Here is a 13,086-nt window from a genome sequence, read left to right on the forward strand (position 1 = left end):
TTCCCTGATATCAAGGGAATATAATAGCACAGGGCGGCAGAACCAATCACCTAATGCGGGTTTATCCCCGGCTCAGATCAAAGCGACTGGAGCTTGCCCAGTTCCTTGGCCACCAGATAATAGAAGGTCACGCGGGACTTGGAGCGATCCGCAGCCATCGTTTTTGCAACGGCGGCCACTGCCTTGTCGGCGCTGTCATCGGTGACACCAAGCTTCTTGCCGCACCAGCTCGTCTTCACGCGCGCGAGCTCTTCCGGGTCGGAAGCGGACACCAGCGAGGAATCCCGGTTGCGCAGGGCAATGCCGAGATGCTTGACGATCTTGCCGACAATGGCTTCGTCGGCTGCTGCGTCGTATTTCTTCACATCTGCGAGATAGTCGGTCATATCAACTCCTTCGTGTGTCCCCGGCCCGGTTGCTTCAAGTGACCGGTTGCATGGAGAATGAGACAGCAATCTCTCGTCGTCAAGAATTGTCTAAATTGTGCGCGGCAAAAGCGAAATCTTTTCATGGAATGGTCATCGGCCTCTTTTCTCGGCCAAGGGAAACGCCTATATGAGCCTTGCCGGGGCAACCCGGCTATGGCGATAAACGGTCGGTGTAATAAACCTATTGGACCCGGGGGCGGTACCCGGCGCCTCCACCAAAAACCGGCGGGCTCTGAAGACGAGGCCGGCTTTTGATGGGGGCGAAATAGGATCGACAAGGGCGTAAAGATCGAACTTTTGCTCGGCATGATACCGCCGTTATCGGGTCACAAGTGTAGTTGCAAATGACAACAACGCTAAGGAATATGCTCTCGCTGCCTAATGGCGGTGCGGGAATTCCGCTCTAAGTCCTTACGGTTAGCCCCGTAAGGCGGGGTTCGGAGGTACCTGGCAACAGAAACCTCCACCTTCTCCATTTTGCCTGAATTGATTATATGATAGCTGACTTGCAAACGGCATCGGCTTTTCCGTTGCTGCCGTTCGGGACATTGCGTATACTTGGACAACGCGTGGCCGTCAGGATCGGAAATGATCCCGGCTCAAGGATTGCGCGAAGATTCAAAGTGTTACAGCGTCCCGGGCGCGCAAGCCGCGCCACGCATGAAAAGACGTTCGAATAAGGGAAAGACAGGACCGCATGGGGCAGGATCATATCCGTTACGACATTCTCGCACAGGATGCCCTTCGCGGCGTTATTCGTAAGGTTTTGGGTGAAGTGGCCGCTACCGGCCGCCTGCCCGGCGACCATCACTTCTTCATCACATTCCTGACCGGGGCGCCGGGCGTGCGGATTTCCCAGCACCTCAAGTCGAAATATGCCGAGCAGATGACCATCGTCATTCAGCACCAGTTCTGGGATATGAAGGTGACGGAAACCGGCTTCGAAATCGGCCTGTCCTTCTCCGATACGCCGGAAAAGCTTGTCATTCCCTACAATGCCATCAGAGGCTTCTACGATCCTTCCGTCAATTTCGAGCTTGAGTTCGATGTGCCTCTGGCCGAAGAGGAAGAAATGGAAGAAGCGGAAATCACCGCTTACCCCGTTTCCCACGAGGCGAAGCCCGCTTCCGAAACACCCAAATCGGGTGAGGAAAAGAAGGAAGGCTCCGTCGTTTCGCTGGATGCTTTCCGCAAGAAGCAATAACGGCTTTTGCCCCAGGCCTGTGAAACTAGGCCTCTGAAATTTAGCCTGTGAAACTCAAGGAGACATATCCCCATGGCGGCCGATATCGTCAATCTGCGTCAGTTTCGCAAACAGAAGGCGCGTAGCGAAAAAGAAAAACAGGCGGAGCAGAACCGCCTGTCTTTTGGCCGCACCAAGACGGAAAAGAACCTCACCTCGGCCCTGAACCAAAAAGCCGAAAAGGCGCTCGATCAGGGGCGGCTCGAAAAAGGCGATGACGGGGCCGGTAAAGACTGACGGACCAACCCACCGCAGCGGATTTCGGGATTCGAAAAAGAATCGCAAACAGGGACTTGCCGGGGAGACATGATCGAGATTTCCAACCGGACCCGCCGGAGGCCGATCTGATGATCCGCAAACATTCCGCGACCTTGCACGGCCACCGCACCAGCATCTCGCTCGAGGATGCCTTCTGGGACGAGCTGAAAATCATCGCCGAAAGACGCAAGATCAGTTTCGCCGCCTTGCTTGCCGAAATAGACGACAACCGCCCGGCCGACAGCAATCTGTCGTCATCGCTGCGGGTTTACGTGTTGAACTGGCTGAAGACCCGCTGATCAAGACCACGCGGTCGCCCTGCACCGTCGATCGCAGACTGCAATACCATCCCCTCATCAGCCGACTACAAAAATTTCCGCCGAAAACTCATAACGCCGTGAAAGCATTCATTAAACATTGGCGGCCTAGTCTGCGTTGCAAGGCATTCCCGTATTGCGTAGCCTTGCCTCCAACTATTGTTCTCAGACTGTCTAGTCCCCCTCCATCATGAGGCGACACATGGCTTCTGCCGTCTCCGGAAACGAGGATTGCCATCAATCCCCAGGCAAAGCCACTGTTATCAGGTTTAAATTTTGATTGAGGCGTGAAGCCGGTTGGGAAAGGTAAACACCCCCTCGGCATCATCCTCGACCCTGTGCTGAGGACCTGATCACGTCGAATAAAATCAATCGGTCGCTGATAACAGGGACAAGCTCGATGATGAGGTTGGAGAGTTTGGCGCGATCTTCGACGAAATTGAAGAGCGACCGGCTTTCCTGTCGCTGAGCTTACGGAGTGGCGGGTGCATTTTCCGGCGCCAGCTGCCGGATGGCATCTTCCGTCGGCGGCACCACCAGAGCCGGTGCGGACTGCCGCTCGGGTGCCGGCTGCTGCTGTTGCTGTTGTTGCAACCGCTCCTGCTGTTCCTTTTCCTGGCGCAGGCGTTCTTCGGCCGCGGCCTTCAAACGCGCCTCTTCCTCAGCCTTGGCCTTGGCCTTGGCTTCCGCCTCGGCCCGTTCCTTCTCGGCCTGCCGTTCTGACGCCTGGGAGCGATAGAGCGCCACTTCGCGGCGCAGGCGCTGCTTCTCAAGAACGCTGGCCTGCATGGCTTCCACCCGCCGCCGTTCCTTTTCGAAAGCCCGAAGTGACAGGTAATTGCTGAGCGCGGAGACATCGGTCGTCAAAGCCGGCGTGGCAAGCGGGCCGTTATAGTTGAGACGCACGGACGGTTCGGCACCGGCAACCGTTTCGGTGCCGGGATTGAACAGGAGATCGAGGTCACCATTGACAGTCGAGGCGGCGATATCGACAGTCGCATCGGCGGTCAGCGTCACCGGATCGATCCCCGCACGCAGATTGTTGAAATGAAGCGCGCCGCCATTCAACGAAAATGGCAAAGCCACATCTCCGAGCGCGATTTCACCCTGCCACAGGCTCTGATCCACCAGCGGCCGCACCTTGGGCGCATCGATCGGCTGCTGCAGACCATCGGCCGCCTGCAGGATAGACGGCAGGGCACCGGGATTAAGTCCCTTCAGCACAAGACCGCCGGCCCGGATTTCGCCCGAACCACCAGCCGATTTCAGCATTTCGCCGACACTTTTGCCGGTCGATTCGGCCGTGAGATCAATAGCGACCCGGCCTGTCGCAACAGGCCCGTTGGCATTGGCCCACAGGACCGGCTCCGGATTGGCGTCGGTCACCGCGATCTTACTGCGGAAAATGCCCGCACCCTCGCCCGTGGACATGGCAAGCCGCCCGGTCAGCTTGCCGCCGATGAAGGTACCGGCAACGTCATCGAGCGAGAGACTGCCGGCATCATGCGTGAGCTTGGCCGAAACACCCGTGACCGTCCCGAAGTGGCCGGCTTCGAAGCTCTCCGCTTTCAGGGCAAGCGAGGCCTTGAGCTGCGGGAATGCGGGCATGGCAAGAGGCTTGGCATTCAGCGCGCCGGTTTCCGGGTCGATCACCGGCCCGTAGATCGCATCTCCCAGCCAGGCGAGATCGGCCGTTCTGACCGCAAGATCGCCTGTAACCGGATGCGGTGCGGCGCGCTGGACCGTGACATTGCCCGAGAAAGGATTGCCGCCCGCCTGCCCGCCGATCGAGGAAAAGGCGATCTTCTGCCCGTCCACCGCCACCTTGGCATTGGCCTTCAGCGCCATGCCGCCACCGAGCTGCGGCAGGCCGACCGCATTCATGATCAGATAGGGTTCGATGTCGGCGCTTTCGAGCGCCACATCCGCGCTGCCCTCACCGAAATTGGCGGCCGCAACGGCAAAGGAACCGTTCATCGAAAAATGCGTGCGTTCCGTCGAAAAACGCAGTTCGGTCTGGGCGGGTGAGCCGAGCGTACCGTTGAGCTTAACGGAAAGAAGTCCCTCCCCATCCGCATCGAAGGGCAAAGGATCAAGCCCCGCCTGCCCGAAAAGGATCGCCGTCGACTGGTTCTTCAAAACCGCTTCCAGCGACATCGCCGTATCGTCCGTGATCGACAGGAAATCCGGCATCTTGGCGACAGCCGACAGGCGACTGCCATTGACGGTGCCGGAGACAGCAACATTGGCGCCGCCATTGTCACTGTTGACGGATACATCCATCGCAAGATCGGAATTGGCGTACCAGGGTGCGCTCGCCGCCAGGCGGGTCAGGAAGGGATGGTTCGGCAGCTTCTGCTGCAGCATGGTGAGGAACGGCTGCATATCGGCTGCATGCAGGTTCACCGTGCCTTTGCCGGCATATTTCAGCAACGACCCCTGCAACTGGCCCTTTGCCTTCACCTCCGCGCCGGCAATATCGCCGGCCGTCATGTTTTCAAGCGAGAGAACCCCGCCCGCCATGGTGAAGGCGGTCTCGACATGATTGGCGGTGACGCCGGCCATGTTGAACCGGTCCGCCTTGAATTTCGCGGTAATGCGATGGTCGAGAACCGAGCTTCCGACCTGATCGCCGAGCGCCAGGCTGCCGAGCGCTCGAAGGGCATCGAGATCGATTTCATTGCCGGCGAGATCGATGGAAAGATTGGAGGTCTTGCCGTCGGAGCGCCGCTCCAGCTCGCCTTTCAGCGAAGCATCGCCAATCGCCAGCTCTAGATTATTGAAACGCTGGTTGAGCGTCGTCAACGAGACATCGGCGGAAAAACCAGCAGCATTAAGTTGCCGGATCGCCGGATCGACCGAGCCGGAAAGCCAGTTCGCCAGCCCAGAGGGCTGGTTGGAGGCGAGCAGCAGGTTGCCGTTGAAGGCGGGGCCGCCGAGCAGCGTCAGCGATCCCTTGGCTTCGAGCTGCGTCCTGCCCGGCAGTGTCGCAACCGCATTCACCACCTGCCAGCCGCTGCCATCCGGGCGCACATCCAGCCTGATGTCGCGGATCGTCGTATCGTCGGAAACGAGCGCGGGAAGGCTGATGCTCGCCTTGCCCGGCACCGGTGGCACCGGAATGCGGGCCACCATGGCGGCAAAGGCTTCGATGCGCTGGCGCACCGAGACAGTTGGCTGGCGCGAGGTCTTGCCCGTCTGCACCACGGGCGGCGCGAAACGGGCGACATCGATCTGCTGGCCATCTGCGGTGAGCAGGAATTCGGGCTTGGCGCCGGTATCCAGCGTCGCTTCGCCAGTCACGACATAGGGATTTTCGTTGCCACCGAGTTCCATGCGGTAGCTCGGAATACGCACGCTTTCATTGGTGAGTTCGAAACTGCCGCGCGTGCGCGGCGAGGAAAAGATGGACTGGCCAGCCTGCTGCTTCTGCTTTTCGTCTTCGCGGAAGCTGAAGGAGAAGGAGCCGCTATAGGCGGGTTTTCCCGCCGTCGCCGCAATCGCGCCATCGAGATCGACTTCGACCGGATGTTCGTCCGGCACGAGGCGGAGCCTCAGCCCCATACGGCCATTGGCGTAATCCGGCTCGCTGCTCGAAAGCGAGAAGGAGCCGGGATGCCCGTCGACGGCGGCGCGTCCTTCGGCTTTCCAGGGCCCGGCCAGCGAATTGGCGGACATGTCGGCATTGAGGCCGGTCACGACGCGGTTGCGGCCGGACTGCTCATCGATAAATTCGATCTGCCCGCCTTCGATCTGCACGCTTTCCAGAACCACGGTGCGGGCCGGAATTTCCGCCCGGCTGCCGCGCATCCAGTCCAGCGTTCCGTCCTTCAAAAGCCGGATCTTCGCCTTGGGCTCCTCGATGCGCATGTCGAAGATGCGCGCCTCGCCGGAAAGGAAAGGCGCCAGCTCCGCATCCATGGAAAAACGCGCCACCTGAATGAGCGGTGATCCATCGGCATCGGTTCCGGCGCGCACGTCATGCAGCGTGACCGAGGGGAAAGGCAGCAGCCTAGCCTCGACGCGGCCATGCACCACCACCTTCTTGCCGAGAATCCGGCTTGCCTGATCCTCAAAATCGCGGCGAAAATCCGTCCAGTCGACGAAATAGGGAATGAGCAGTGCCGAAAACAGCACCACGGCCAGCAGTCCGCCCAGAAAAACCAGAATACGCCCGAGCACTGACCTGCATCTCCCTTCGCGAACGCTGCAAACCTATTCTTTTCTGCCTTAACGGCAAGCAGCCTTTTGTACCAATCAAATATGAGAACGATCAGACAAGACGGAACAACTTGCCCGGATTGAAGATATTATCCGGATCGAGCGACGTTTTGATGGCGCGCATGAGATCCAGTGCATTTCCGGCCTCTTCCGCGAGAAAACTCATCTTGCCCTGGCCGATGCCATGTTCGCCCGTGCAGGTGCCATCCATGGCGAGGGCGCGGCGATTGAGACGGGCAACGAAGGCTTCAGTCTTTGCGACGCTCTCGGCATCCTTGCCATCAAACAGAATAAGCACATGGAAGTTCCCATCGCCGGCATGGCCGACGATCGGCGCCAGAAAGCCGTTCTCGGTAATATCCCGCTGCGTTTCCACCACACACTCCGCCAGTCTCGAAATCGGCACGCAGACATCCGTGGAAAGCGCATCGAGATGGGGGGCGAGCGCCCGCGCTGCCCAATAGGCATCATGCCGCGCCTTCCAGAGCTTGTTGCGCTCGGCGGCATCGCTCGTCCAGCGGAAATCGATGCTGCCGCATTCGGCCGCGATCTCGGCGAATTGCTGCGATTGCAGCGCCGCCGTCTCCTCGGTGCCGTGGAACTCCACGAAGAGCGTCGGCTTCTCCGCGTAGTTCAGGCCGGAATAGGCATTGCAGGCGCGCACCTGCACCTCATCAAGCAATTCGATGCGGGCGACCGGAACGCCCATCTGGATCGTCATGATGACGGCATCGCAAGCCGCCTTGATACTATCGAAGGTGCAAACGCCTCCGGCGATCTTTTCCGGAATGCCCTGCAACCGCAGCGTCACCGAGGTGATGACACCGAGCGTGCCTTCGGCGCCCACAAAAAGCCGCGTCAGGTCGTAACCGGCGGACGACTTGCGGGCGCGGCGCGCAGTGCGGATTTCCTCGCCATTGGCGACGACAGCGGTGACGGCCAGAACATTGTCCTTCATCGTGCCATAACGCACGGCATTGGTGCCCGAAGCGCGCGTCGAGGCCATGCCGCCGATCGAGGCATTGGCGCCCGGGTCGATCGGGAAAAACAGGCCGGTATCGCGCAGATAGACATTCAGGTCCTCTCGGGTCACACCCGGCTCCACCGTCACGTCAAGATCTTCGGCATTCACCTCAATGATACGATTCATCCGGCTGAAATCGATGCAGATTCCACCGTCAGGCGCATTCACCTGCCCTTCAAGCGAAGAGCCCGTGCCGAAGGGAATGACCGGCACCTTGTATTGCGCGCAGGCCTTAACCACGGCCTTCACATCATCAGCGCTTTCGGCAAAAACGACGCTATCAGGCGCCTGAAGGGTCAGATAGGTGGTGGTGTGGCCGTGCTGCTCGCGAAACGCCTGGCCCGTCTGGACCTTCTCGCCCAGCTGCTGCTTCAGCACAGCAAGCACAGACGCGATGCCCTCTTCGTTCCGCTTACCCGCCACCACATCCTTCAGCGCCATCGTCCATCTCCACCGCAACATCTGCCCGTAACGGATTCGATCCGTTACGAAATTTCGTCAGGTGGTATGGGATAAGGTTAACGCTTTGTCCAGCATCGCGATTGCATCGGGTGCGGTTTGGCGCCAACCCTACTCCGCCGCGAGCAACGGCTTGTCTTCCTCCAGCGCCTTGCGGCGGGCAGCAAGTTCGAGTTCGCGGTGAAGACGGATTTCCTCATCCGCCTGCGGTTTGGCGAAGCGGGCAATCAGCAGATAAGACACCGGGGTGATATAAAGCGTCACCAGCGTCGCAAAACCGAGACCGCCGACGATGACCCAGCCGAGCGCGATGCGCGCTTCCGCACCCGCACCCTGCGCCAGAACCAGCGGCACGCCGCCGAGAATGGTGGCGATCATCGTCATCATGACAGGGCGCAGGCGGATGCTGGTGGCCTTTTCGATCGCCTCGCGAACGGTCGCACCCTGGTCGCGCAGATGATTGGCGAACTCAACAATGAGAATGCCGTTTTTGGCCATAACGCCGACAAGCAGCACAAGCCCGATCTGGCTATAGACATTGAGGCTGGAACCGGTGACGAGAAGCGCGATAACGGCGCAGGCGAGACCGAGCGGCACCGTCGTCATGATGATGACCGAACTCAGCACGCTTTCAAACTGCGCGGCGAGAACGAGGAAGATGATGGCGATGGCGAAACCGAAGGTCAGCAACATGCCGCTCGAATTTTCTTCCAGCGTCGCCGCTTCACCCAGCGGCAGCAGACGCGCACCTGATGGCATCACGGATTGCGCCAGTTCGTTCACCTTCTCCAGGGCCTGACCGAGCGACACACCGTCTTTCAGATTGGCCGTGAAGCCGACGGAAGGAAGCTGCTGCTCGCGGTTCAACTGCGGCGCAACCGCATTTTCCTTGAGCGTGGCGATGACAGACATCGGCACGATCTTGCCGTCACCCGTTTTCAGGAAGACATTTTCAAGATCGGTCGGATCGTTGATCGGCCGGGTAGAAGACAGGAGCCTGACCGGGATCGCGTCGCCATCCACGAAGACATCAACAATCGAGCGACCTTCCAGCAGCGATTGCATAGCACGCGAGAGGCCGGTGATATCGATACCGAGATCGGAGGCCCGCTCACGATCGATGGAGACGGAAAGCTGCGCCTGATTGGGCTCGTTGTCGAAACGCGGCGTATCGAACAGGCCGCTTTCCTCCATGGAAAGCAGCAACTTCTGCGTCGCCGTCGTCAGTGCCCCATAATTGCTGCCGACCATCGCCATCTGCAGGCCGTTGCCGGCACCACGAATGCGCAGGCTGTTCGGCTGCATGGCATTGCCGCGTAAAGCCGGAACCTTGTTGGCGGCGGAGGTCACGTCAGCCGCAATCTGGTTCTGCGTACGCTCACGATCGGCCCAGGGCGCCAGCGTCAGCACCATGAAACCGGTATTGGAGGAACCGTTCATGCCGGTGATCGAATAGATATTGCGGATTTCGCCACTGTCGCGCAGCGGCTGCAGATTTTCCTCGATCCGTTGCAACTGGTCGCGCGTATATTCAAGGCTGACGCCCTGCGGCGCGGTGACCCGCATCATGACCGAGGCGCGGTCCTCGCGCGGCGTCAGCTCGTTCTGGATCATGCCGAAAGCGATCCACGACAGGCCGGAGAAGATCAGCGCCACGACGATGACGATCAGCGGATTGTTGAGGCAGGCGGCAAGCGTCGTCTTGTAAGTGGAGGCAAAGACATTGCCGAACCAGGCGAGCGGCCCAGTCGGTTCCTTCAGCCCCTGTTTCAGCATGCGCGAGGCCAGCATCGGGCAAAGCGTCAGCGCCGTCACCGAGGACAGGCCGACGGCGAAGGCCAGCACGAAGCCAAATTCACGGAAGAGGCCGCCAAGCTGGCCCGGCAGGAATGACAACGGAATGAACACAGCGGCAAGCGTCGCCGTCGTGGCGATAACGGCGAAGAACACTTCCTGCGTGCCGAGAACGGCAGCGGCGCGCGGCCCCATGCCTTCCGCCCGGCGGCGCACGATATTCTCCAGCACCACGATCGCATCGTCAACGACAAGACCCGTCGCCAGAACGATGGCGAGCAGTGTCAGGATATTGATGGAAAACCCGACCATATAGATGGCGACGATGGTGCCGATCAGCGCCACCGGCATGGTGATCGCTGGAATGAGGGTCGCCCGCCAGTCGCGGAAAAAGAGATAGAGCACGACGACCACGATGAGCGCGGAGAGCCCGAGCGCCAGTTCGACCTCGTGCAGCGCCCCTTCGATAAAGACGGCATCATCGCTGGTGACGACAATACGGGTGCCCTCAGGCAGATTGGCCTGCATGGCATCGACGGCAGCCTTCACGCCCGTTGAAATATTGAGCGTGTTGGACTGCGCCTGACGGATGACACCGAGACCGACACCCTGCACGCCATTGGAACGCAGCGAGGTGGATTCATCGTCAGCGCCGAGCATGACGGTCGCAACGTCTCGCAGGCGGATGTTGTTCTTGATGAGAAGGTTGGAGAAATCCTCCGGCTTCGTCAGGCTGGCCGTGGCGCGCACGACGATATCCTGCGTCGTGCTTTTCAGCGATCCCGCCGGCACGTCGAGTGCGGCGCTGGCAAGCGCATTGGAAACATCCGTCACGGTCAGACCGCGGCTGGCAAGAGCAGCCTGATTGAGATCGACGCGAAAGACCTTTTCCTGATCTCCGTAGAGCTCCACATCCGCCACACCATCGACGGCGGCCAGGCGGTCGATGATCTCGTCATCCACCAGCTTGGTCAGGTCTTCCATACTGAGCGTGGAGGATGTGACGGCAAGGCGCATGATCGGCTGGCTGTCGGAATCCGCCTTGATGATCTGCGGTTCGTCGGCATCGTCGGGCAGCTGATTGGTGACGCGGCCGATGGCGTCGCGCACGTCATTGGCGGCAACCGGCAGATCGACATTGTCGCCGAATTCCAGTGTCACACGGCTTGTGCCGAACTGCGAATTGGAAGCGATGGATTTGATGCCGCTGACACGCGCCACGGCACCTTCGATGGTCTGCGTTACTTCCTGGTCAATCGTTTCCGGCGCCGCCCCCTCATAGGTGGTCCTGACGCTGATCGACGGGCGGTCGACATCTGGCAGTTCGCGCACTTCGACGCCAACCAGCGCCGCAAGGCCGGCAACGACCAGCAGCGTATTGAGAACCGCCGCCAGGATAGGCCTGCGCACGAAGAGCGCGGTAAAGGCGAGCTTGGAATCCTGACCGGAAGACGGTTGCGTCATCGGCTGGCGACCTCCTCCGGCTTCGATTGATTGCCGACACGAACAGCGCCGCCTTCTCTGACGCGCTGAAGCCCCTCGATCACCACAGGCTCACCCTCGGCCAGCTCGGCCTTCACGAGAACGGCATCCGGGTTGCGCTGCACGATCTGCACCCGCACCTTGTTCGATTTATTGTCGGTGACACGCCAGACATAGGAGCCTTCCGCATCCCATTGCACGGCGAGCGGATCGACAGAGGCATAGGTTTCGCCGGCAAAACGCATGGTGACGCCGAAGGACATGCCGGCCCTCAACTCGTCCTTCTCGTTGCCGAACTTCGCCCGGATGCGGATCGTCCGGCTGGCCTCGTCGACGCGGTTGTCGACGGCCTCGATCTCGCCGGTGAATGTCTCGCCGGGGCGGGAAATGGATGTCGCTTCCACCGGCATGCCGACCTTGATCGCGGTTGCGAAACGCTCAGGCGCCCAGAAATTGACGAGAATTTCAGAACGATCGTCGATGCTGACGATGGTCGATTGCGTGGTGACGTTGTCGCCGACATTGGCGGCGACGATACCAGCCACACCTTCGATGGGCGCGACTATATCGCGCCGCTTCAAATTCAGTTCTGCCGTGCTGAGCGCCAGCTTGGCGGCCTCTTCGGCAATCTGCGCATCCATCACGTCGAGGCGGGAGACGGATTTCAGGTTCTTATAGGACGTGGATTTTTCAATGGCGCTGCGCAGCGCGACTTGCGCCTTGTCGCGCTCGATCACCTGTTCTTCGTCATCGAGCCGGGCAAGTACCTGCCCCTTCACGACCCGCGCGCCAGCGGCCGTGCGGATTTCCGAAAGCGTACCGGAGGTCTGCGGCATGACCACGACCGACTGGATCGCCTGACCGCTGCCGATGGCATTCAGCCGGTCGTTGACGATGCCTTTTTTCACCGGAGCCGTCACAACAAGGGTGGCATTGCCATTGCGGCGGTTGCCGCCGGCGTTCTGGCCCGTGGACGGACCGGCCGCCGCGACTTCGATCGCACCTGCCGGCACCTTGCCTATCCCGATGCTGGCAAGCACATTGCGGGCGTCAGGCGAATAAAAACCCCAGAGACAGAGCCCTGTCCCAACAACGGCCAGACTGACACCCACCTGTTTCCAGACCCGCATATAGTTCTCCGGTTGATCATCGCAGCATAAAGCAGCCCCTGAAGCTCAGACTTCGGGAGCATGCGCAGTATTCCCGCTCGTCTGAAACGAGGCAACGCACAATTCCGTTTCTTACGTAATTGTAATTTGTGATGGATTCTCGTCGAATGCACGAAGAAGACCATTTTTATCACAAATATTCCTCAAGGCGGTAATCTGCCGGCAGGAAACGAGCCGGAGGAAGCCATGAGCACCGTCACAAAAATACAAAATCCCGAAGCCGATCCGCGCGTCAAAGCAGTGTTCGACGATATCCGCACCACCCGCAAATCGGATTTCATCAACAATATGTGGCTCTATCTCGCCTTCGACCCCGATCTCCTTGAAAAGACATGGGCCGAGGTCAAGGCGGTGATGGCGACACCTTCGGCGCTCGATCCAATGGTGAAGGAGATGCTCTATATTGCGGTGTCCGTCACCAATGGCTGCTCCTATTGCGCCCATTCCCACACGGCGGCCGCAAAAGCCAAGGGTATGACGAATGAGCAGCATGCCGATCTGATGCGGGTGATCGCGCTCGCCGCCAAGACGAACCAGCTTGCAGTGGCGCTGCAAGTGCCCGTTGATGCCGCTTTTGACGCTGACAGGCAGGGATGAATCGAGAAAATGCCTTGGAATAGGCGTTTTGAGAGATGATACCGGAATAAAAGCAGAACGCGGTTCTGGCCTTTATATCCCGAATCACTACATT

9 protein-coding genes and 1 other RNA gene are annotated in these 13,086 nt (G+C 59.7%); 5 read left to right on the forward strand and 5 right to left on the reverse strand.

Features of this window, described 5'->3' with window-relative positions; translation table 11 throughout:
- Nucleotides 1-77: 77 nt before the first annotated feature.
- Nucleotides 78-386, reverse strand: a complete 309-nt coding sequence (locus O8B93_RS08550) for a DUF2853 family protein (RefSeq protein WP_269709398.1) — start codon at nucleotides 384-386, stop codon at nucleotides 78-80.
- Between the two features lie 139 nt (nucleotides 387-525).
- Here O8B93_RS08550 and ssrA point away from each other — a divergent pair.
- The 4 genes from ssrA (at nucleotide 526) to O8B93_RS08570 (ending at nucleotide 2,228) form a co-directional block, all read left to right on the forward strand.
- Nucleotides 526-896: a transfer-messenger RNA gene (gene ssrA, locus O8B93_RS08555) on the forward strand.
- A gap of 229 nt (nucleotides 897-1,125) precedes the next feature.
- A complete protein-coding gene (locus O8B93_RS08560; protein WP_006311775.1) occupies nucleotides 1,126-1,632 on the forward strand; it encodes an SspB family protein in 507 nt (168 codons plus the stop codon).
- Between the two features lie 72 nt (nucleotides 1,633-1,704).
- Nucleotides 1,705-1,908, forward strand: coding sequence for a DUF4169 family protein (locus tag O8B93_RS08565; protein WP_269709399.1), 204 nt, complete (start codon nucleotides 1,705-1,707; stop codon nucleotides 1,906-1,908).
- A gap of 110 nt (nucleotides 1,909-2,018) precedes the next feature.
- Nucleotides 2,019-2,228: a ribbon-helix-helix domain-containing protein gene (locus O8B93_RS08570; protein WP_269709400.1), complete on the forward strand. Its 210-nt coding sequence runs from the start codon at nucleotides 2,019-2,021 to the stop codon at nucleotides 2,226-2,228.
- Between the two features lie 489 nt (nucleotides 2,229-2,717).
- Here O8B93_RS08570 and O8B93_RS08575 read toward each other — a convergent pair whose 3' ends face one another.
- The 4 genes from O8B93_RS08575 to O8B93_RS08590 form a co-directional block, all read right to left on the reverse strand.
- The gene (locus O8B93_RS08575) at nucleotides 2,718-6,428 is read right to left on the reverse strand and encodes an AsmA family protein (RefSeq protein ID WP_269709401.1); all 3,711 of its coding nucleotides are present in this window, start codon (nucleotides 6,426-6,428) and stop codon (nucleotides 2,718-2,720) included.
- A gap of 91 nt (nucleotides 6,429-6,519) precedes the next feature.
- Nucleotides 6,520-7,932, reverse strand: coding sequence for an FAD-binding oxidoreductase (locus O8B93_RS08580; protein ID WP_269709402.1), 1,413 nt, complete (start codon nucleotides 7,930-7,932; stop codon nucleotides 6,520-6,522).
- A 129-nt stretch (nucleotides 7,933-8,061) separates the two neighbouring features.
- On the reverse strand, nucleotides 8,062-11,208 hold the full coding sequence (locus tag O8B93_RS08585; protein WP_269709403.1) for an efflux RND transporter permease subunit: 3,147 nt from the start codon (nucleotides 11,206-11,208) through the stop codon (nucleotides 8,062-8,064).
- Nucleotides 11,205-12,356: an efflux RND transporter periplasmic adaptor subunit gene (locus tag O8B93_RS08590; RefSeq protein WP_269709404.1), complete on the reverse strand. Its 1,152-nt coding sequence runs from the start codon at nucleotides 12,354-12,356 to the stop codon at nucleotides 11,205-11,207. The genes O8B93_RS08585 and O8B93_RS08590 overlap by 4 nt, the downstream gene beginning before the upstream one ends.
- 225 nt (nucleotides 12,357-12,581) lie before the next feature.
- Here O8B93_RS08590 and O8B93_RS08595 point away from each other — a divergent pair, with 225 nt between their 5' ends.
- On the forward strand, nucleotides 12,582-12,992 hold the full coding sequence (locus O8B93_RS08595) for a carboxymuconolactone decarboxylase family protein (protein WP_269709405.1): 411 nt from the start codon (nucleotides 12,582-12,584) through the stop codon (nucleotides 12,990-12,992).
- The last annotated feature ends 94 nt before the right edge of the window (nucleotides 12,993-13,086 follow it).

It is taken from the genome of Martinezella rhizogenes, assembly GCF_027460065.1.
GTDB classification, from domain to species: domain Bacteria; phylum Pseudomonadota; class Alphaproteobacteria; order Rhizobiales; family Rhizobiaceae; genus Agrobacterium; species Agrobacterium rhizogenes_C.